Below are 21,669 nucleotides of genomic sequence, written 5' to 3'. Positions count from 1 at the left end.
AGTAGAACAAAGTTCTTTTATAAGGAGGTAAAATGGTAAAATTTAGTGCTGAGTTTGGTGTTTTTGGTGGTTCTGGCTTTTATTCTTTTCTTGAAAATGTAAAAGAGATTAAAGTTGAGACACCTTATGGGCCACCTTCTGACTTAATTGCAATTGGTGAATATAAGGGAAGAAGTGTTGCCTTCTTGCCAAGGCATGGAAAATTACATCAGTATCCCCCGCATAGGATACCATATAGAGCAAATCTTTGGGCCTTTAAGGAACTTGGTGTAAAGCGTATTATTGCGCCAACTGCCGTGGGGAGTCTTCAACCCGAGTATAAAGTTGGAGATTTTGTTGTAACCGACCAATTTGTTGACTTTACAAGCGGAAGAGAGTGCACCTTTTACGAAGGTCCAATAACAACCCATATTAGTATGGCAGAGCCCTATTGCCCAGAACTAAGAAGTATTGCTATAGAAGCTCTGGAAAATCTCAAAGTAAGATTTCACAGAACTGGGACAGTTGTTGTTATACAGGGACCACGTTTCTCAACCAAGGCAGAGAGTTTATTTTTTACGAGAATGGGTTTTCATATTATTAATATGACTCAATATCCAGAAGTTGTCCTTGCAAGAGAACTTGAAATGTGTTATGTAAATATTTCAGTTGTCACCGATTACGATGTGGGTATTGTTGCGGAGGGTAATGTTGAACCTGTAACTCAGGAAATGGTATTTAAGAAATTCAATGAAAATATTGGGACTCTAAAAGAAGTTGTAAAATACATTATCGAACATACTCCAGTTGAAAGGCATTGTAAGTGCGGTGAAGCTTTAAAAGATGCACGTGTTGGAGAATAATTAAATGCTTCCCCTTCGAGATACAGAAGAAATTGAAACATTTCCCTTTATAACGATTTCCCTTATTGTTATAAATAGTTTTATTTTTGCTTATGTGTATTTTACTGCTATTTCAACTCCTAACCCGGATCAATATCTTGCAAGTATTTATCTTAAATACGGTTTGGTGCCAACAAGGGTATTGAGTTCACCTCCTTTTGGTTTAGGATATTTAACTTTTATAACCTCAATTTTTCTTCATGGAAGTTGGTCACACCTTATTTTTAACATGCTATTCTTGTGGATCTTCGGAAATAACGTTGAAGATTATCTTGGGCATTTCCATTTTTTAATATTTTACTTACTTTCAGGTATTTTTGCTTCATTAATTCAAATTCTAACAATGGGTAAAAGTTCTGTTCCAGTTATCGGGGCAAGTGGTGCAATAGCAGGAACTATGGGGGCGTATTTTTTATTGTTCCCAAGATCAAGAATTCGAACTCTTGTCTTTATTTTCTTCTTTATAACTATTATTGAAATTCCCGCACCTGTGTATCTTTTAATTTGGTTCTTATCTCAACTTTTTGAAGGGCTTTCTAATTTTGGTGTTGCGTCAGGTATTGCATTTTTTGCTCATATTGGTGGCTTCATTTTTGGTCTGTTTTATGCTTTGCTTATAGGAAAACATGCAGGAAGAAAAAGGCGATACTTATATTACATCTAAAATTATAAATCTTGAAAGGAAATTTAAGCTTCTTGAACGTATCTTGAATGATGAAGTGAGTTTTTCTGATTTACTTTTAGTTCGTGGTTTTAAGTACTTTTCTTATTTTGAGCCGTCGAAGATTGACGGCTCAAAATTATTTAATCTACTTTCAAAATACTATGTAAGGCGATTTTTAGCTGACTTTTTTATGTTTGAGAATGTCAGAAAAGAAGATCTTAATCAATTAATGACAAAGTGGAAAATAAAGAATTCCACTATCCAAGACTTATTAAATTCAAGAATTGTTCTTATGGAAAATGACAAATTTTTTAGAAATCCTGATATTCGAGACTTCTCTTTTATTGTCGAGTCTCTTATTGCGTTTTTTTTGAATAAGAAATTTGGAATCGATTCAATCCTCAATGTTAAACTAAAAGAACTTTCCAAGGGTGGTGATATCGATATCCTCGGGAAATGGAAACTTGAGCTCATCATGATTGAATTAAAGGAAAGTCCACCGAATAATGTTTCACTTACAGAGTTAAAGTTAACTTTTGAGCGTTTTAGAAGCGTTTCTCCTGACATCTTTATTTTTGCTTTGGATACGACGCTCTCTATAAAGAGAAACATAATTGATAATCTTACAAACCTTTATAAAGTTAACCCACAGAAAATTAGAGAAGGTATTTATAAAATTTCTGAAAATTCGTTTGTAGTAACTGCTAAAAGAGATCTCTTATCAAATATATCGTATGTGCTTTATGAAAAAATTTTATGAAAATGTTCAATTTTTATAATTCGAAAATCTTGACAAAAATTAAATTTTTGGTAAATTATTAGCAGATGAACGATTTAATTGCTAATTAGGAGGTAAACAGTGGCTAATAATGAGGAGGAAAAGAAAAATACTTCGGAGCCCAATGAGAATTTGAATAACTCGGAGGGGACTTCTGAAAATAAAGAAAGGTTTTTGGAAGATAAGCTTAAAGAGATGGAAGAAGAATTAAAAAAGAAGGAGTCTGAGATTTTTGACTTGAAAGTTGAAAATATAAAGTTGAAGGAAAATTTGAGGCAGGCCTCAGATGTTTACGAAAAAGAACTAAGAAGGAAACTCCTCAAGGATAGAATAGAAATTTTTAAGGAGTTCCTTGAGGTGTTAGATAATATTGAACGAGCCCTTGAAAGCATAAATGATGATTCAGTTCATTCAAAAGGAATTATGCTTATAAAAGATCAGCTTATGAAGTTTCTCTCTTCCTACGGAGTTAAAGAAATGGATTTATTGAATAAACCATACGATCCTAATATTGCTGAGATTGGCGAAGTGGTCGAAACAAAAGACTATAAGCCAAATACAGTAGTGAAGATTCTTCGAAAAGGTTACTATATTGGAGATGATGTTTTAAGAACGGCAGTTGTTGCCGTTTCAAAAGAACAAAGCGAAAACTCTCCAAATCAAAATAATTAATAGGAGGTGAAATTATGGGAAGAATTATTGGTATTGACCTTGGAACAAGTAATTCTGCTGCAGCAGTAATGATTGGTGGTAAACCAACTATAATCCCTGCTGCAGAAGGACCAAGTGTTGCAGGTAAAACAGTCCCATCTGTTGTTGCCTTTACAAAGGATGGGCAAATTCTTGTAGGTGAACCTGCAAGGAGACAGGCTACAATCAACCCTGAAGGTACCATTACGGGTATCAAAAGAAAAATGGGGACAAAGGAAAAGATAAAAGTATTCGATAAAGAATATACTCCTGAACAGATTGCTGCATTTATATTGCAGAAAATTAAGAAGGATGCAGAAGCATTCTTAGGGGAAAAGGTTGAAAAGGCAGTTATTACTGTTCCAGCTTACTTTAATGATGACCAGAGACAGGCAACAAAGAACGCTGGAGAAATTGCTGGGCTTGAAGTTGTACGTCTTGTAAATGAACCAACTGCTGCTGCATTTGCTTATGGCCTTGATAGATCTGATAAGGAGTTAAAGATACTTGTTTTCGATTTTGGTGGTGGTACACTTGATGTTACGATAATGGATTTTGGTGGAGGTGTATTCCAAGTTAAAGCGACTGCGGGTGATACTCAGCTTGGTGGTCGTGATATGGATGAGGCCCTTGTAAATTACATTCTCGAAGAATTCAAGAGAGATACTGGAATTGATCTCAGAAACGATAAGATGGCAATGGTTAGGATTCGTGAAGCAGCAGAAAAAGCAAAAATTGAGCTTTCTTCTGTCCTTGAAACTCAGATTAACTTGCCTTTTATTACTGCTGATGCAACGGGACCAAAACATCTTGTAATGAATATTACAAGAGCAAAACTTGAATCTCTTGTTGAGCCAATTGTAAAGAGATGCGCTGGGCCTCTTGAACAGGCTATAAAGGACGCAGGACTTACTCCACAGCAAATTGATAGAATTATTCTGGTAGGTGGTCCAACTAAGATGCCTATTGTTCAAAAGTTTGTTGCAGATTACATTGGAAGACAGCCCGAAAGAGGAATTGACCCTATGGAATGTGTTGCAATGGGTGCAGCGATTCAAGCAGGAATAATTGAAGGAGAAGTCAAAAATGTTGTTCTTGTAGATGTTGTGCCGATATCTTTAGGCATAGAAACTCTTGGTGGGATCTTCACTAAAATGATTGAGAGAAATACTCCTATTCCAACTTCAAAAACGCAGATATTTACAACCGCAGCAGATAATCAGACAAGCGTTGAAATACATATCTTGCAAGGTGAGCGACCTCTTGCAAAGGATAACCTTTCTTTAGGTAGGTTTATTTTAGATGGTATTCCACCTGCGCCACGTGGAGTTCCTCAAATTGAGGTTACTTATGCAGTTGATGAAAATGGCATATTGCATGTAACCGCAAAAGATCTTGCAACCGGAAAAGAGCAAAAGGTTACTGTAACTAACTCTAATAAGCTATCCAAGGAAGAGATAGAACGAATGAAGAAAGAGGCTGAAATGTACGCCGAAGCAGACAGGAAGCGTGCAGAGGAGATTCAGATTAAGAACGATGGAGATGCACTTGTTTATTCAGGAAGGAAATTCTTAAGAGAATATGGTGATAAGATCAATCCAAGTGATAAAACTGCTCTCGAAAACGAACTTAATGAACTCGAAAAATATGTTAAAGAAGGAAATGTTGAGATGATAAAGGCAAAGATAGAATCTGTTAATCAATTAATGTCCAAAATCGGACAAGATATGTATAAACAAGGTGGAGGAACAACCGGAGGACAAAATCCAAGTTAATGTGGTATAATTAGCTATGGCAAATAAAGATTACTACGAAATACTTGGGGTTCCAAAAAACGCAACTCAAGAGGAAATTAAGAAGAAATACAGAGAGCTTGTAATGAAGTATCATCCTGATTTACACAAGGATGACCCCGAGGCAGCCAAAAAAATGGCAGAAATAAATGAAGCATATGAAGTTTTAAGCGATCCAGAAAAAAGAGCGCAATACGATAAATTCGGGACCGTAGGTCCAAATGTTGGAGGTTTCGAACAGGGAGGCTACGGTCCCTCCTATGATTTTTCAGGAGATATTTTTTCTGACTTAGGTGAAATCCTAAGAGATTTTGGTTTTGGGGGATTTGGTTTTGGTACAGGTACACGTGAAAGAGTTGAGCATGGTGAAGACATAGAGGTTGAAGTTTCTATTCCTTTTAGAGATGCTGTACTTGGAACCGAAAAGGAAGTTACGATAAGAAAAAAGGAAAAATGCCCAGTTTGTCATGGAACTGGGGCTGAACCCGGAACAGGCTCAACTACATGTCCAACATGTAATGGTACGGGATTTGTAACAAAACGACAGAGAACACCTTTTGGGGAATTTGTGGTTCAAACAACATGTCCTACATGTCATGGAACAGGCAAGGTTATTAAAGAAAAGTGCCATAATTGTGGAGGAACAGGCGTTGTCGAAAAGATTTCAACAGTTAAGGTTACCATTCCTCCTGGAGTTGAAGATGGAACGGTTATAAGATTAAGAGGTGAAGGAAATGCCGCACCTCATGGTGGTATTGCAGGTGATTTATACGTAAGAGTAAAAGTAGAAAAAGATCCTCGGTTTATTAAAGAAGGTAATAAAATATATTATTTAGCACATATATCTCCTCCGGAAGCAGTCCTTGGAACAGAAATCAAAGTTCCTCTTATTGAAGGTGGAGAAGAGGTTGTTAAAATTCCACCTGGAACCCAGTATGGAACAGAGATAAAGTTAAGAAGAAAGTTTGGCGTAAGAAGGCCATACGATTATATTGTTAAAATAGTTGTTGATATTCCTATAACACTTACAAGTGAAGAAGCGTTCTATTATGAGAAATTGAGGGAAATCAATGAAGCAAAGAATAGAAAAGGGTAAAACTAAGGTCGTAGTAACAATTGGTCCTTCAAGCGAAAGCCCCGAGGTGTTAAGAGAATTTTTTACTTTAGGTGTAGATGTTTTTAGACTCAATTTTTCTCATGGTACACACGATGATCATTTACGAAGAATCAAGTTGATACGAGAATTAGAAAATGAATTTGCATATCATGTTGCTATACTTCAAGATTTACAAGGACCAAAAATTCGCTTGGGGACTTTTAAAAATGGTGAAGTTAATTTGAAAGAAGGCGATTCATTTATCATTAAAAAACAGGATATTGTGGGTGATGAACATAGTGCAACTATAACTTACAAAGAAATAATAGATGAGGTAAAAGTTGGAGATTTCATATATGTAAACGATGGGTTAATAAAGTTAAAAGTTAAAAGAAAAAGTGATGATGAAGTTGAAACTGAAGTAATACAAGGGGGACCCGTTTCTGATCATAAAGGTGTAAATTTTCCCACAACTCAACTCTCAATAGACCCACTTACAGATAAGGATATTAATGATCTTCGTTTTGGTCTTGAACATGGTGTTGATATGGTTGCTCTGTCGTTTGTAAAAACAAAAGATGATGTTTTCAAACTCAAATCATACATGGAAAAATTTGGTAGAGTTGTGCCTATAGTTTCAAAAATTGAGAAATGGGAAGCGGTACAAAATCTTGATTCAATTATTGACGCATCGCAAGGGGTTATGGTTGCAAGAGGAGATCTTGGTGTTGAACTTCCAATTGAAAAAGTTCCGTTAATCCAGAAAGAAATTATAAGAATTGCAAATAATTTGGGAAAACCTGTAATAACAGCAACTCAGATGCTTGGTTCGATGGTAGAAGAGCAATTTCCCACAAGGGCAGAAGTTACAGATGTTGCAAATGCAATTTTTGATGGAAGTGATGCATTGATGCTCTCAAACGAGACCGCAGCAGGGAAGTATCCGACGCTTTCTTTAAAGATGATGCGAAATATTATAAATGAAATAGAACAAAGCAGTATTTTTAAAGACAATTTAAGAGTCTTAAATTCAAAAATTATTGAAATTAATGTGCCAGAAGTACTTTCAAAATCAATAAAAGATATTTCAGAACTTCTTAATATTAAATTAATTATTGTTGCAACCGAAAGTGGGAAAACTGCAATGCTTATCTCAAAATATAAACCTCAAGTACCAATTCTCGCTTTGACGCCAAAAGAAGAGACATTAAGATTTTTAAGTCTGAAATGGGGTGTTTTTGCCTATAAAGTTCGTAATTATGAGACCGTTGATGAAATTTTAAACGAAGCACCTTCGATTGCAACGAATCTTGGATTGCTATCCACAGGGGATCGATACATAATTGTTTGTGGAACCCATACAGGAGTTTCTGGTACGACGAATCTTATAAAAGTTGATGTAGTGTAGTTTCAATCTTAACATGAGTGGTTTTAGGGCTACCGTAAGGTAGCCTTTATTTTTTTTATAAATTTTATTAATTTTATTGATCTAAATCTTGACAAAATTAAAAATTATATTAAAATTATTTAGAGGTGATTTTAAATGAGGAAAAAAATTGTAAGCATCTGTCCTGTCTGTGGTAGTCCGCTTACAATAACTGAATTGAAATGCAAGAATTGTGGGACTATAATCCAGGGAAATTTTGAATTTGATAGGTTTATGCTTCTTGATGACGAAGACAGGGAATTTCTTATAGAATTTTTACGATCGCGCGGAAATATCAAAGAAGTTCAGGCACGACTTGATATTTCTTATCCTACTGCTAAGGCAAGACTTGATAAATTGCTTAAAAATCTCAATCTTTTCGAGGAAACACATGAAGAAACATTAACTAAGAGTGAAGTACTCTCAAAATTAGAAAAGGGAGAGATAACAGCCGAAGAAGCAATAGAACTCCTAAAGGAGGCCAAGGATGAGTGAGAACCTCTACAAAAAGATAGAGGAATTGTATCTTTTGGGACGTATAACTAAAGATGAGAAAGAAGCACTTCTGAAGGCTTTAGACAATAAAGAAGAAACTACCAATTCAATTTCCCAGATTCAAATAAACGTAAAGTTATGTGACCTTGAAATTGTTGGCAGAGAAGATATACATTATCCTAAATTTGAGCAAGGCTCTTTAAAAATTATAAGGGATGGCAATATTTTGCGTTTAGAAGACGGCCTTCATTTTAATAGTGTTGTCAGGATTCTAGTTCCATTTAACAGTAATATATTAATTAAATCTGTAAGCTCAGACATAAGTGTTGTATCAGTGCTTGGGTTTTTGCAAATTCAATCTGTGAGTTCTGATGTTCAAATAAGTGATGTTTCTGATAGAATTATTATATCACTTATATCTGGCGACGTTGAAACAACAAATTTACATGGCAAACTGAATATTACAACAAAATCGGGTGATATTAAAATCAACAAAAGTAAGGTTAGTGCAGTTCTCAAAACTTACTCTGGAGATATTGTTGCAAATGATACTGAATTTAAAGATTCGCGCTTTAATACCTTTAATGGCGATATAACTTTAAAAGACGCCCTTTTTTTGAATAAGAATTCCATTAACACCTATTTTGGGGATGTCTCAATTGAAGTTATTGGAGAAGTTTTAATAAATGCCTCTTCGTCCATGGGGGATGTATCAAACAAATATCATGCAAGTTTTCAAGAAACAAGTAATGAATTAAGTATAGATACTAAATTTGGCGATATTGAAATAGAAGGAAAGGAAACATGAAGAGAGAAGGTTTTAAAGGATTTACGCTTCTTACGATAGGACAAATTGTAAGTTTAATTGGATCTGCTATGACTCAATTTGGACTTGGTATCTGGATTTGGAAAATAACCGGAAATGCAGCTCCCTTTAGTATTATTACTTTTGCGTTTTTTGTCCCCAATATGATTTTTTCTACCATTGCAGGAGCTTTAGTCGATCGATTACCAAGAAAGATCTCCTTGATTTTGCCAGATTTATCAGCTGGTATTGTCACAATTATTACACTTATTCTTTTTGTATCGGATAAGTTAACCTTACCATTTCTTTACATTGCATCATTCATTTCTGGTGCATTTAATGCATTTCAATGGCCTGCCTACTCTGTTACTATAAGTTCAATGCTTTCAAAGGAAGAATATGGTCGAGCAAATGGCTTATTTTCCCTAACATCAAGCGCACCTGCACTTATTGCTCCACTTTTAGCAGGATTTCTATACTCCGTTATTGGCCTTAAAGGAATAATGCTTATAGATATAATTACCTTTATTTTTGCAATTGTGATGGTTTTGCTTGTAGAGATTCCAAAACTCCAAATTGAAGAGAAGCATGAGAGTATTTTAGAGGATGCTATTTTTGGTTTCAAGTATATTTTTGAGAAAAGGTCACTTTTGTATCTTCTTATGGTGTTTCTACTTACAAATTTCTTCGGTGGATTTTGGAGTACTCTTTCTACTCCAATGATTTTGGGTAAATTTAATGGAAGTAGTGTTATTTTAGGAATAGTTGAAACAATCTTTGGTATTGGAGGGATTTTGGGTGGAATAATAATGAGTATTTGGGGTGGAACCAAGAAAAAGATTAAAACTTTACTTCTTGGGATTTTTGTTATTGCGTTGTCTCAAATTTTTATTGGGTTATCCTATTCTGTTATAACAATTTCTGTTTCGGGGCTACTAATGGGAATTGCTAACATTTTTGCAAATGCTTCCTCTCAGTCGATATGGCAGAGTATAGTTCCCGTCAATCTTCAGGGAAGAGTATTCTCTGCAAGACTTTTTATTGCACAATTCGCATCTTTAATACCAATGCTTGTTTCTGGACCACTCGTTGATAATTTCTTAGTAAGATATTTTAGTAATAAAAATTATCTTACTATGATCTTTGGTGTTGGTAAAGGTCCATCAATTGGTTTTCTCGCTTTTTTATCGGGGGTTCTATCGATTTTTGTATTTATATGGGCTGTAAAAAATCCACAGGTAATGAATGTGGAAGATTTAGCACAAAATTATGAAACAAAGGAGGTACTTATATGAACGAATTAGGAAAAATCCTTGATTTGTTTAAAGAAGGACGCATTGGAAAAGAAGAAGCGGTCAAGTTAATTAATGCTCTTTTTGAGCCGAAAGAAAGTGACAATCAACACAAGTCAAGACAAGTTAAAATCGAGGTAATGGAAAATGGAGAAAGAATTGTCTCAGTAAATGTTCCTCTAAGTCTTCTAAAATTCTTTTCAAAGACAGCGAAATTATTGCACAAAGATTACATTGAAGTAGAAGGAGAAAAAATCCCAATTGACATCGATGAATTGGAAAAAGTCTTAAATGATCCTGACTTTAAGGGAACGTTGGTAAATGTGGATACAGACGACAAAGAAAGCGGTAAACATGTAAAAGTAACGATTGAAGTTATCTAAAAATTTATGAGGTGAATAATGCGAAAAGTATTAAGAGAAGAAATTTTAACAGGAAATCCTATAAGAATTATGTTCCAACTTGGATTACCTATAATGATTACTCAGATTCTTTTTACTTTTTACAATATGGCTGATACCTTTTGGCTTGGGCACTTACCACCTACTGAGTCAGGAAGTGCTGTTGCAGGATTGCAAGTTGCTTTTCCTATAATTTGGTTCTTAATCTCATTTACTCTTGGCTTTGGATTTGCAGGCATCGCTTTGGTTTCTCAGTATACTGGCGCAAACGATCAAAAAAATGCTAATCGTGCAGCTTCACAAGTGCTTGCATTTTTAACACTTGCAGGAATTGTTGTTTCAGTAATTGGTTTTTTCATTATGCCAGCTGTTGCTCGCTTTATAACAAATGCACGAAATGTATCAGATACGGCGATTAAATACATGAGAGTTTATGTTATTGGTGTTCCTTTTCTTTTTATTAGCGCTGCTTTTCAAAATATTCTTTCAGCGAAAGGCGACAATGTTACACCTATGGAAGTATCTTTAATAACAAATACACTGAATATTATTCTTGATCCATTCCTAATTTTTGGATGGTGGATTTTCCCAAGGCTTACAGTTGTTGGAGCAGCAATTGCAACAGTTTTCACTGAAGCTATTGCTGCAATAATTGCTATTTATTTTCTAATGAAAGGAACTAAGGGAGTGAAAATTTCATTAAGTGACTTAAAAATAGACCTACAATGGTTTTCTCGCATTTTTAAAATTGGATTTCCAGCAGCTGTGGGAAATTCAGGAACTTCACTTGGATTTGTAGTGTTAACAGCATTAATCGGAAGACTTCCAAATGCGGAAATTGCGCTCTCAGCTTACGGGATAGGCGATAGGGCAATTCATATAATCTTTGTTGTTGTGGATGGAATTGGTGCGGCAATTGTTACAATGATTGGACAAAATTTAGGTGCAGGGTTGATCGATAGAGCAGAAGAAATTGCAAAAGCAGGTATAAAACTTGAATTTGTAATTACTCTCATTGAAAGCGCATTGATATTTGCGATAAGAAATGCGATATTTATAATTTTTATTCCTGGAAATATTGCAGTGATTCAGGAAGGAAGCAAGTTTCTTACTATATTTATTTTAGGTTTGCCGTTTTTTGGGCTTTTTTCTGCTATTTCTGGAGTTTTTAGAGGATCGGGGCATAATGTTGAACCTATGGTTGGAGATTTGCTAAGGCTTTGGGGATTAAGACTTCCGTTGTCTTATATTCTAAGTAGATATTTTGGTTCAACAGGTATATGGTGGGGAATGACTTTGAGCAATGTTATTGCAGCATTAGTTTTGTATGTTTTCTTTACTTTTGGAAAGTGGAAGGTTCCGATTATAAAGCCAGAAGAGTTAACTGTCGAAGAAAGTTTAATTGTGGGAGAACACGAATAAAGAATATCTCCTTCTTTTAGATTGTGGGGAAAGGGATACTTTCCCCATTTTTGTTTAATTTATATAATATAATTATGGAAAAATTGATAGATATTGTTAAAAAAGAGTTAAATTCGTCTTCTCATGACTTTGATCATACCTTGAGAGTTTTAAATCTCGCTTTAAAAGTTGCTGAACATTATCCTGAAGCTAATATTGAGGTAATAAAGGTTAGCGCTATTCTTCACGATATTGCAAGAGTGCGTGAAGATACAGACCCTACTCATACGATTGATCACGCTGAGCTTGGTGCTCAAATGAGTAAAGAAATTTTAAAGGCTTTGGGCTATGAAGATGCTTTTATAGAAGCTGTATCACATGCAATAAGATCTCACAGGTATAGAGGTAGCGTATTACCTCAAACTCTTGAAGCAAAGATACTTTCTGATGCAGATAAGCTTGATGCAATTGGAGCAATTGGTATTGGAAGATCTTTTATGATTGCAGGCGAGTATGGTGAAAGATTGTATATCGAAGTCGATGAAAGAAATTTTGAAAAGGCCGAAAGGATTAATAACTTTAAAGACCATTCTCCCAACATTGAATACCTTGTTAAATTAAGGCATATTATAGACAGACTCTATACTGATTATGCCAAAAAAGTTGCTGAAGGTAGATTAAAATTTATGGAAGAATTCTTTGAGAGATTGAAGTTAGAGGTGAGAGGGGAATTATGAGAAATAAGGAGGTTGCAGAAAAGTTTTACGAGCTTGCAGAGGTTGCAGAACTTGCAGGAGAAAACCCGTTTAAAGTTAAAGCTTATCTTGAAGCTGCGCGCGTAATTGAAAATCTAACAATTCCAATTGAAGAACTTGCAAAAGAAAATAAACTTGATGAGATAAAAGGAGTTGGTAAAAGTATAGCAGAAAAAATAAAAGAATATCTTGAAACGGGAAAAATTACCAAACTTGAAGAACTAAAAAAGTTAGTACCTGTCGGTCTTCTTGAACTTGAGAAGGTGCCAGGATTGGGTGCAAAGAGAGTGAAGGTATTATACGAAAAACTTGGAGTCAAGAATCTTGAAGACCTTGAAAGAGCCGCAAAAGAACATAAAATAAGAAATCTTGAAGGATTTGGTGAAAAAACAGAACAGAAAATACTCGAAGGTATAAAATCTTTGAGGGATAAAAGAACTGATAGGTTTTTGATTGGTATTGCTCTTCCTATTGCAGAATCAATTATAAATCTTCTTAAGGAAAATACACCAGTTGACAAGCATATGATTTGTGGTAGTTTAAGACGAATGAAAGATACCATAGGTGATATTGATATTCTTGTTACCTCCAAAAATCCGTCTGTTGTGATGGATTATTTTGTTAAAATTCCTTTTGTGAAAGAGATTCTCGCAAAAGGGGATACAAAATCTTCAATTATAACACAAGAGGGAATTCAGGTTGACTTAAGAGTAGTTGAAAATGAATCATTTGGAGCTGCAGTTCAGTATTTTACGGGATCTAAGAACCATAACGTAAGGTTAAGGGAAATTGCAATAAAAAAGAATCTTAAACTAAATGAATATGGAGTTTTTAGGCTTGACGATAATGTAAAAATTGCAGGCGTTGAGGAAACTGATGTTTATGAAGCTCTTGGACTTGACTGGATACCTCCTGAGATGCGTGAGGATACAGGCGAAGTCGAACTTGCTATGCAGCACAAACTTCCTGCTATTGTTGATTATAAAGATATAAAAGGTGACCTGCATATGCATACGAAATATTCAGATGGTGCTAATACAATCGAGGAAATGGCAAGAAAAGCTATTTCCCTTGGTTATGAGTACATTGTTATTACAGAACATGCAAAAGCACTTGGTGTTGCAGGCGGTCTTTCAATAGACGACTTTAAAAAGGAAAAGGAAGAGATAGAAAAGCTAAATAAAAAACTACATCCTTTTAAAATATTTCTTGGTGTTGAACTGAATATCCTCTCTGATGGTTCAATTGATTTCGATGAAAAAGACCTTGATATATTTGATCTTTGTCTTGCAGGAATCCATACTGGAATGAACCAAAGTGAATTTGCTATAACGGAAAGAATAAAGAAGGTATTAAGAATCCCAAAGGTTAGAATTATAGTACATCCCACAGGGAGAATTATAAATGGACGTTCAGAGTATAGTGTAAATATTGATGAAATCTTTAATGAAGCGAAGAAGTATAACAAAATATTCGAAATCAACGCTTCTTTTGAACGCCTTGATTTAAACGACGTTAATGCAAGAAAAGCAGTTTATGAATATGGATTAAAAATTGCAATAGGAACTGACGCTCATTCCACTGAATCAATGAACAATATGCGTTTTGGCGTTGGTGTTGCAAGAAGGGCATGGCTTAGAAAAAGTGATATAATTAACACAAAGAGTTTAAAGGAATTTGAAGAGTTCATAAAAGAAGAATGAGAAGAATCCTTGTTTTAGGAGAAAATGCAATTGACGTTAAGTTAAGGCTTAAAAGTCTTGTTCTAACCGACGATGAAAATCACATTCCAGAAGAAACTTCGATAAGTTTTGGTGGAACTGGAGTAAATTTTTCATATGCGTTGAAGATTCTCTCTGAGACACCTGTCTATTTTACTCCCATATCTTTAGATGCCTTTGGTAGAAGTATTCGGCAATTCTTAGAACAAAATAATATAAGTTTTTTTGATTATAGTTCTAACAAGCCAACTCCTGTTGTTGTAAGTATCATCTCAGAGAATACAAGAATAACAATAGCAAGCATTAAAGGTACTTCTTATGTTGATATTAGTTTCGATATTTTTTTGAATGCAAATCTTCATTATGACTTCGTTTATGTTTCAGGCGGTTTGCTAACAGAAGAAAACCCTCAAGAGGAAACTTTAAAAATCGTTAAGCATATCAAGCAAATGGGTTATAAAATGTTCTTTGATCCACAAGTTCGGATTGGTAAAAATATTCCAAATTTTGTAAAAACATGCGAGGAAATTTTTAGTTATTCCGATTTTATTCTTGCTAATGAAAAGGAAATTACCGCATTTAATAAAGGCTTAATTGAAGATTTTCTTGAGAGTGGTGGTGTTTTAGTTGAGAAGAGAGGAAAAAGTGGTGCTAAGTTGATAACAAATTCAAAGGAATTAGAGGTAAAAGGAAGAGAATTTAAAACATTAAACGTCGTAGGTGCAGGTGATGTTTTCAATGCGGCTTTTGTAAAATCAATCGTTAATAACAATAGTTTAAAAGAATCTCTTGAGTTCGCAAATGAATTTGCGTCGCATTATGTAGAAAAAGGATTTTCTTAGTATGGAAGAATTTAAGCTTGTATCAGATTTTAAACCTACTGGTGATCAACCAGAGGCAATAGATAAACTTGTCCAAGGCATTAAAAAGGGATACAGATTCCAAACTCTTCTTGGTGTAACTGGTTCAGGAAAAACCTTTACTATGGCAAATGTTATAGCAAAGGTTCAGAAACCAACACTTGTTATTTCTCACAATAAGACGCTTGCAGCACAACTCTATTCGGAGTTTAGAAGATTCTTTCCCGAAAACGCAGTTCACTACTTTGTAAGTTATTATGACTTCTATCAACCCGAAGCATACGTTCCCCAAATTGATCTCTATATTGCGAAAAACGCTGATATAAATGAGGATATTGCTCGTTTGAGACATGCAACAGTGAGAGCTCTTCTTGAAAGGCGCGATGTAATTGTTGTTGCATCTGTCTCTTGTATATATGGTTGGGATTCTCCAGAAGAATATAAAGAGCAACTTTTTACTATAAGAGTTAATGAAAAAATTAACCGACTTTCTATTGCAATGAACCTTGCAAGACTTCAATATGAAAGAAATGATATAAATTTCAAAAATGGTGTCTTTAGAGTGCGCGGTGATATAATTGATGTATTTCCTAAAGAATCAGAGACAGCTATAAGGATAGAACTTTTTGGAGATGAAGTTGATTCCATTGTTGAATTCGATCCTCTAACTAATGAGCTTATAAGGAAGTATTCCTCTTTTACATTCTTCCCTGCTGCTCAATTCATAACTACACAGGAGAGAATTAAAAAATACGTAGACGAAATAATTAAAGAACTTGAAATGCGTGTAGAATTTTTTAAATCACGTGGGAAGTTTGTTGAAGCGCAACGCCTTGAAGAACGGACAAAATATGACATTGAAATGCTTCTTAACACAGGTTATTGCACAGGCATTGAAAACTATTCTCGATATTTTTCTCACAGAAAACCTGGCGAAGAGCCTTATACACTTTTAAATTTCTTCCCTGAGGATTATCTATTGATTATTGATGAATCTCATATAACGGTACCTCAATTAAGAGGTATGTATCGTGGAGACCACGATAGGAAACTTACTCTTGTGAAGTATGGTTTTAGGTTGCCTTCTGCTTTGGATAATAGGCCCTTAAGGTTTGAGGAATTCTTGGGACATGTAAATCAGTGTATTTTTGTTTCGGCAACACCCTCAGATTATGAACTTTCAGTAAGCGAACAGGTTGTTGAACAGTTGATAAGACCCACTGGTCTTGTTGACCCAGAAGTTGAGGTACGGCCGCAAAAAAATCAAATCGAGGATCTCATTAAGGAAGTGAGAATTAGAGCAGAAAAGGGAGAACGAGTTATTGTAAATACACTAACTAAAAAGTTTTCTGAAGATTTGACCAATTATCTTATTGAAAAGGGTATTAAGGCAAAATATCTTCACTCTGACATCAAAACTCTCGAAAGAGTTGAAATTCTGAAAGGACTTAGATCTGGTGAATTTGACTGTATTGTTGGGGTTAACCTTCTTCGAGAGGGACTTGATCTTCCAGAGGTATCCCTTGTTGCCATTCTCGATGCAGATAAAGAAGGATTTCTAAGAAGCGAAACTTCTCTTATACAGCTTATGGGTCGTGCTGCACGAAATGTTTCTGGTAAAGTAATTATGTATGCTGATGAAGTTTCAGATGCAATGAAAAAGGCAATACAGGAAACAAATAGAAGGCGTGAAAAACAGCTTAAATATAACAAGGAACACGGAATAACTCCGCAAACAATAAGGAAGGCAATTACAGATCTTATTGATCTTCCATGGAGGAAAGAAAGTGAACTTCAAGAAGTCATTAAAGTCGAAAATCTCTCCTATGAGGAATTTATGGCGCTTATTACAGAGTTGGAAGAAGAGATGCATCTAAAGGCTGAGGTCCTTGATTTTGAAGAAGCAATAAAGATTAGAGACAAGATAAACAAATTAATTGAGGAATACAAGAAAATTTACCCAAATTTAAGGAGGAAAAAGTGAAAATTGCTTTTGTACTTGGAAGTGGAGGTCCAAAAGGTCTTGCCCATATTGGCATTATTAAAGTTTTACTAAATGAAGGGATCATGCCTTCAATTATAACTGGTTCAAGCATAGGTGCATTAATGGGTGGAGCTTTTGCAAAACTTGGGAGTATTGACGAGGTTGAAAGGATAGCTATATCTTCGGATATGAAAACTGTCCTCACTGTGCTATTTGATCCCACTTTAAAAATGGGTCTTGTGAGGGGAAGGAAAGTTGTAAATTTTTTGGAATCGAATATTGGCGATGCTGAGATTTCTACTCTTGTTCCAAAGTTTTATCCTGTTGCAACAAATTTTAATACCGGTGAATCTTATGTTTTTGAAGAGGGAAGTCTTATAACTGGTATTCGTGCAAGTATTTCTATTCCAATCTTTTTCGAGCCTGTAAGACTTAATGGTCTTTTGCTTATGGATGGAGGCTTATCGCAGCAAGTTCCAGTTCTGACTGCTAAAGAAAAAGGTGCAGATTTTGTAATTGCTGTAAATCTTTATGGGAAACTTTCAGAGACTCCTTATAGAAAAATTAGTTCCATGAATTTTTATAAGATTTTTTCAGATTCAATTGATATACTCCAATACAATTTAGCAAAAGAGAACTGTAAGTATGCAGATGTTATACTAACGCCCGATGTTCAAGATATCGGTTGGGATTATTTTTGGAAACCTGCGGAAGTGATCGAAAGGGGAGTAAAAGAAGCACTTAAAAAACTTCCTGAAATTAAGAAAAAGCTAAGTGAATTAAAATAGGGGGCTTAAAGCCCCCCGAAGGTATTTTTATTTAATTTTAGTTTTAAGCAGCTCTCCTAATCTTTTGATACCTTCTTCAATCTGTTCCAGAGTTGATAATGTAAAATTAAGCCTCATATGTCTTTTATCTTCGCCGTATGGATAAAAAGCACTTCCTATAACGTATGCAACTTTTTTCTCTTTTACGGCTTCAACAAAAAGCGCATCAGTGTCTATATATTCTGGTGTTTCCGCCCATACAAACATACCACCATGAGGCTTGGTCCATGTAACTTCTTTTGGGAAATACCTCTCCATTGCACTTAACATTGCATCTTTTTTCTCTTTATAGACCTTACGCACCTTATCAAGATATTCATTCATATATCCATCTCTTATAAATTTGTCTGCAATATACTGCGTTGAAGATGGTGAGCAGAGATCCGCTGCTTGCTTTGCAAGTGCAAGTTTAGAAATTGCAACAGTATCTGCTATCACCCAACCTAATCTAAAACCTGGCGCTAAAATCTTACTAAATGTTCTTAACCCAATGACATTTCCAATTTGGTCAAGTTCAAGAAGCGACGGTAGTTTCTCCCCTTCGAATATAATTTCACCATATGGATCATCTTCAATTATTGGGATTCCATAGGTATGAGAGATTCTCAATAGTTCCTTTCTTCGTTCAAGACTCATTGTTACGCCTGCAGGGTTTTGGAAATTTGGAATAACATAGATAAGTTTGATATTAATGCCTTTCCCCTGTAATTCCTTTACTTTTTCCTCTAAAATGTCAGTCTTAATTCCGTTTTCATCAAGAGGAACTGTTACAAAGTTCGCCTGAAATGCTTGCAGTGCTTGAAGTCCACCGACATACGATGGCGCTTCAACAATTACAGTATCGCCCGGATCAACAAAAACTTTTCCAATTAAATCAAGCGCCTGTTGCGAGGCAGTTGTGACAAGGACATTTTCAAGTCCTACATTTTTAATACCTTCTTCCTGCATCATTTTTACAATTGTTTCACGGAGAGGCTTTACGCCTTCCGTTGGACCATACTGAAGTGCCTTTCCACCATGATTTACGAATACTTCCTTTGCAATCTCACCTAAAGTTTCTTTCGGAAAAAGATTGGGATCAGGCATACCCCCAGCAAAAGAGATAATGTCTGGCGATTCAACAAGCTTAAGTAATTCCCTAATTGCAGAAGCCTTCATTGTTTTACTTCTTGCTGAAAATTTTTCTTCCCACATTTTAAGGGTTTTGACCTCCTTTCTTATTCATGCCAATATATTATATAGCAATTAGAAAATTAACAAAACTTAATATTATCTTCCATATTCTATGGATGTTCAACGTCTGCCTCATTTGAAAATCCTCGCGATTCCCAATAACCTCTATAATTTGGGTCATTCGAAACTTCAATTCCAACAACCCATTTTGCCCATTTATATCCATATTTTGATTCTGCAACTACTCTAAAGGGGAATCCGTAATCTCTTGGAAGTATGATTCCATTAACCTTGTATGCTAATAAGATTTTTTCGTTCTTGATGTAATCTAATGGTAGAGATGTTGAATAGCCATCAACACAATGAAAAATAACTGTGTTTGCGTTGTTTTTTACCCCTGCATCTTTTAAAATATCATCAATTAAAACTCCTTCAAAAAGCAATTTTGAACTCCATCCTTCAACACATTGAAGTTTTACAACTTTCTCATAGTGCTTATATTTTGATAAAACATCATCATATGTGAGATTCAGAGGATTACTAACTAAACCATGAACACTTAGTTTATAGGTTTTAATATCTACACTTGGCTTTCCCTTAATTCCAAGAGCCGGAGTCTCATTAAGTGGTGTTAATTTTTCTCCTTTATATTCAGTTATCTCAACCTCATTCAGATTATGGACTTTACTTTGTTGAAGGGTTGCTAAATAAACAAGCGAGACGATGCTTGCAATTACAAAAACTATTACAACAATTTTATTTTTCATTGGGTAATTTTTTCCAATTCTTGTTTAAAATTCTCAATAAGATTGTTGTTTGCAAGTTCGTACGCAACTTTAATCGCATTTCTTATTGCATTTCGTTTTGATCTTCCATGTGCCTTTACTGAAATGCCATCAACACCAAGAAGAGGGGATCCGCCGAAATTTTCGTAATTCAGTTTATTGAAAGCATTTTTAAGTGCGGGTTTTAAAAGGGCTGCGCCAATTTTGTAAACAAGCGATTTATTTATCTCTTCTTTGAGTACATCAACTGTGAATTCAAGTGCTCCTTCATATGATTTTTCTAATATATTTCCAGTAAAACCGTCAGTTACAATTACATCAACCTTATGATATAAAATTTCATGGGGTTCAACATTTCCTTTAAATTCTTTTAAATTTTCTTTTAGAATTTTATAAGCCTCTTTTGTAAGTTTTGTCCCCTTTTCCTCTTCTTCTCCTATATTGAGCAATCCGATAGTTAAGTTTTTATTTTTTGTGATAGTATAAAGAAAAGTTCTTCCAAGTATTGCAAGAATTAGATAATCTCGTGGAGTGATATCTACGCTTGCACCTACGTCAATTATTACTCCAAAATTGTTATCTTTGAATGGAATAACGACACCAATTCCGGGTCGATTTACATCTTTTAATCTTCCAAGCGTAAATAGCGATATTGCCATGTAAGCACCGGTGTTTCCTGCGGTAACAAAGCCATCTGCAATCCTATCTTTTACAAGTTCAACCGCTTTATGCATTGAAGAGTTCTTCTTTCTTAGAAGTGCTTCTCTTGGTTTATCGTTCATTGTAATTACTTCATCTGCATTTACAATCTCTATATTTTTTGAAAAGCCCTGGAGTTCCCTTTTTAATTCTTCGCTTCTTCCTACAAGAAGAATTGATAAGTCCTTAAAATCATTTACTGCAAGTTTTATACCTTCAACAATTTCATGAGGTGCAAAGTCACCACCCATGCCATCGACTGCAATTTTTACCATGGCTACTCCTTAGTAGTGAATGATATGCCAATGGACTCAAGGCCTAAATGTGTACCAAGCACTGGTCCAATCCTGTATTTTTTAACAGGTAAGCCGAATTCATCTTCAACTCTTTTTCTAAATTCTTCTCCTTCTTCATCATTAGCACTGAATATCGTATCAATTCGTTCTATTCCTCTACGTTTTTGTGATATATCCTTGGCGATTTTTATAAGTTCTTCTTTTGATCCATTTCTTGTACGTCCAAATTTGTAAAGGTCAATTCGCCCTTCGTTTAGATAAAGTAAAAAATAAAGTTTTAATGCTGTTGTAATTTTTCCTTGCAAGTGTGATATACGACCTCCTTTTATAAGAAGATCTATATTCATCGGAAGAAAAAAGCCGTGTACCTTTGGATACATTTTTTCAATTTCATCTTTAATTTTTTCTCTGGTTGCACCATTTTTTATAAGCTCAAACGCCTTTATAACCTTGTATAATAAATTTACCGAAGTTGATTTTGAATCAATAACTGTAATTTTATCTGTTCCAAGAATTTCTTTTGCCGCATTTGCTGCGTTTACTGTTCCTGATAAAATTGATGAAATATGAATTGAGACAATCTCGTGCCCTTGCTCTATAAGTGGTTTGTATGCCTCAACAAAATCGTTTGTTGATGGTTGTGATCGTGAAAACTCTTCACCATCTTTCAACCTTTTGTAGAATTCTTCGTCAGATATGTCAACTCTTTCTCTGTAGATACCTTTATTTGAAGTTACATAAAGAGGAACAATTGTTAAGTCCATTTCCTTAATTTCTTCATCCGTCGGGTATGCTGTCGAATCTATCACGATTTTTATCATTTTATCCTCCATTCTTATTTTTTCCA

The 21,669-nt window shown here is 34.9% G+C and carries 21 protein-coding genes; 17 read left to right on the top strand and 4 right to left on the bottom strand.

Going from position 1 to position 21,669, the window contains the following annotated elements; translation table 11 throughout:
- Nucleotides 1-32 precede the first annotated feature (32 nt).
- The 17 genes from ACP5SP_RS00420 (at nucleotide 33) to ACP5SP_RS00340 (ending at nucleotide 17,830) form a co-directional block, all read left to right on the top strand.
- Nucleotides 33-842: an S-methyl-5'-thioadenosine phosphorylase gene (locus ACP5SP_RS00420; RefSeq protein WP_424586505.1), complete on the top strand. Its 810-nt coding sequence runs from the start codon at nucleotides 33-35 to the stop codon at nucleotides 840-842.
- 4 nt (nucleotides 843-846) lie between these two features.
- Nucleotides 847-1,545, top strand: a complete 699-nt coding sequence (locus ACP5SP_RS00415; RefSeq protein WP_424586506.1) for a rhomboid family intramembrane serine protease — start codon at nucleotides 847-849, stop codon at nucleotides 1,543-1,545.
- A complete protein-coding gene (locus ACP5SP_RS00410; RefSeq protein ID WP_428075821.1) occupies nucleotides 1,508-2,305 on the top strand; it encodes a hypothetical protein in 798 nt (265 codons plus the stop codon). Before ACP5SP_RS00415 ends, ACP5SP_RS00410 begins: the two co-directional genes overlap by 38 nt.
- 99 nt (nucleotides 2,306-2,404) lie before the next feature.
- On the top strand, nucleotides 2,405-2,995 hold the full coding sequence (locus tag ACP5SP_RS00405) for a nucleotide exchange factor GrpE (RefSeq protein WP_416084471.1): 591 nt from the start codon (nucleotides 2,405-2,407) through the stop codon (nucleotides 2,993-2,995).
- A 14-nt stretch (nucleotides 2,996-3,009) separates the two neighbouring features.
- On the top strand, nucleotides 3,010-4,788 hold the full coding sequence (gene dnaK / locus ACP5SP_RS00400) for a molecular chaperone DnaK (RefSeq protein ID WP_416084472.1): 1,779 nt from the start codon (nucleotides 3,010-3,012) through the stop codon (nucleotides 4,786-4,788).
- A gap of 16 nt (nucleotides 4,789-4,804) precedes the next feature.
- Nucleotides 4,805-5,902 carry a molecular chaperone DnaJ gene (gene dnaJ / locus ACP5SP_RS00395; RefSeq protein WP_428075819.1) on the top strand — a complete coding sequence of 366 codons (1,098 nt, stop codon included), beginning with the start codon at nucleotides 4,805-4,807 and terminating at the stop codon, nucleotides 5,900-5,902.
- Nucleotides 5,877-7,310: a pyruvate kinase gene (gene pyk / locus ACP5SP_RS00390; RefSeq protein WP_428075817.1), complete on the top strand. Its 1,434-nt coding sequence runs from the start codon at nucleotides 5,877-5,879 to the stop codon at nucleotides 7,308-7,310. The genes dnaJ and pyk overlap by 26 nt, the downstream gene beginning before the upstream one ends.
- 135 nt (nucleotides 7,311-7,445) lie before the next feature.
- Entirely contained in the window at nucleotides 7,446-7,823 is a 378-nt protein-coding gene (locus ACP5SP_RS00385; protein ID WP_424596412.1) for a DUF2089 domain-containing protein, read from the top strand.
- Complete coding sequence (locus ACP5SP_RS00380) at nucleotides 7,816-8,631, top strand: DUF4097 family beta strand repeat-containing protein (RefSeq protein ID WP_428075815.1); 816 nt, start codon at nucleotides 7,816-7,818, stop codon at nucleotides 8,629-8,631. Before ACP5SP_RS00385 ends, ACP5SP_RS00380 begins: the two co-directional genes overlap by 8 nt.
- The gene (locus tag ACP5SP_RS00375; protein WP_424586510.1) at nucleotides 8,628-9,923 is read left to right on the top strand and encodes an MFS transporter; all 1,296 of its coding nucleotides are present in this window, start codon (nucleotides 8,628-8,630) and stop codon (nucleotides 9,921-9,923) included. Before ACP5SP_RS00380 ends, ACP5SP_RS00375 begins: the two co-directional genes overlap by 4 nt.
- A complete protein-coding gene (locus ACP5SP_RS00370; RefSeq protein WP_416084478.1) occupies nucleotides 9,920-10,303 on the top strand; it encodes a hypothetical protein in 384 nt (127 codons plus the stop codon). Before ACP5SP_RS00375 ends, ACP5SP_RS00370 begins: the two co-directional genes overlap by 4 nt.
- Before the next feature lie 18 nt (nucleotides 10,304-10,321).
- Complete coding sequence (locus tag ACP5SP_RS00365) at nucleotides 10,322-11,743, top strand: MATE family efflux transporter (protein ID WP_428075812.1); 1,422 nt, start codon at nucleotides 10,322-10,324, stop codon at nucleotides 11,741-11,743.
- Between the two features lie 74 nt (nucleotides 11,744-11,817).
- Nucleotides 11,818-12,459 (top strand): HD domain-containing protein, encoded by a 642-nt coding sequence (locus ACP5SP_RS00360; RefSeq protein ID WP_416084480.1) that lies wholly within the window; start codon nucleotides 11,818-11,820, stop codon nucleotides 12,457-12,459.
- The gene (gene polX, locus ACP5SP_RS00355; protein WP_428066240.1) at nucleotides 12,456-14,180 is read left to right on the top strand and encodes a DNA polymerase/3'-5' exonuclease PolX; all 1,725 of its coding nucleotides are present in this window, start codon (nucleotides 12,456-12,458) and stop codon (nucleotides 14,178-14,180) included. The genes ACP5SP_RS00360 and polX overlap by 4 nt, the downstream gene beginning before the upstream one ends.
- Nucleotides 14,177-15,040 carry a carbohydrate kinase family protein gene (locus tag ACP5SP_RS00350; protein WP_424586513.1) on the top strand — a complete coding sequence of 288 codons (864 nt, stop codon included), beginning with the start codon at nucleotides 14,177-14,179 and terminating at the stop codon, nucleotides 15,038-15,040. The genes polX and ACP5SP_RS00350 overlap by 4 nt, the downstream gene beginning before the upstream one ends.
- A 1-nt stretch (nucleotide 15,041) precedes the next feature.
- Complete coding sequence (uvrB, locus tag ACP5SP_RS00345) at nucleotides 15,042-17,042, top strand: excinuclease ABC subunit UvrB (RefSeq protein WP_428066244.1); 2,001 nt, start codon at nucleotides 15,042-15,044, stop codon at nucleotides 17,040-17,042.
- Nucleotides 17,039-17,830, top strand: a complete 792-nt coding sequence (locus ACP5SP_RS00340; protein WP_416084484.1) for a patatin-like phospholipase family protein — start codon at nucleotides 17,039-17,041, stop codon at nucleotides 17,828-17,830. The genes uvrB and ACP5SP_RS00340 overlap by 4 nt, the downstream gene beginning before the upstream one ends.
- 27 nt (nucleotides 17,831-17,857) lie before the next feature.
- Here the strand turns inward: ACP5SP_RS00340 and ACP5SP_RS00335 are convergent, their stop codons facing one another.
- From ACP5SP_RS00335 to ACP5SP_RS00320, 4 genes are all read right to left on the bottom strand, one after another.
- Entirely contained in the window at nucleotides 17,858-19,063 is a 1,206-nt protein-coding gene (locus ACP5SP_RS00335) for a PLP-dependent aminotransferase family protein (RefSeq protein WP_416084485.1), read from the bottom strand.
- An 89-nt stretch (nucleotides 19,064-19,152) separates the two neighbouring features.
- On the bottom strand, nucleotides 19,153-19,809 hold the full coding sequence (locus ACP5SP_RS00330) for a molybdopterin-dependent oxidoreductase (RefSeq protein ID WP_428075810.1): 657 nt from the start codon (nucleotides 19,807-19,809) through the stop codon (nucleotides 19,153-19,155).
- Nucleotides 19,806-20,801 (bottom strand): phosphate acyltransferase PlsX, encoded by a 996-nt coding sequence (gene plsX / locus ACP5SP_RS00325; RefSeq protein WP_416084487.1) that lies wholly within the window; start codon nucleotides 20,799-20,801, stop codon nucleotides 19,806-19,808. The genes ACP5SP_RS00330 and plsX overlap by 4 nt, the downstream gene beginning before the upstream one ends.
- A 2-nt stretch (nucleotides 20,802-20,803) precedes the next feature.
- Entirely contained in the window at nucleotides 20,804-21,643 is an 840-nt protein-coding gene (locus ACP5SP_RS00320; RefSeq protein WP_424586517.1) for a DegV family protein, read from the bottom strand.
- Between the last annotated feature and the right edge of the window lie 26 nt (nucleotides 21,644-21,669).

Origin of the sequence: Caldisericum sp. (genome assembly GCF_049967455.1) — a bacterium.
In the GTDB taxonomy this organism is placed as follows: domain Bacteria; phylum Caldisericota; class Caldisericia; order Caldisericales; family Caldisericaceae; genus Caldisericum; species Caldisericum exile_A.
Note: the sequence above shows the minus strand (reverse complement) of the source record. Positions and strands in the feature narration are given on the sequence as shown.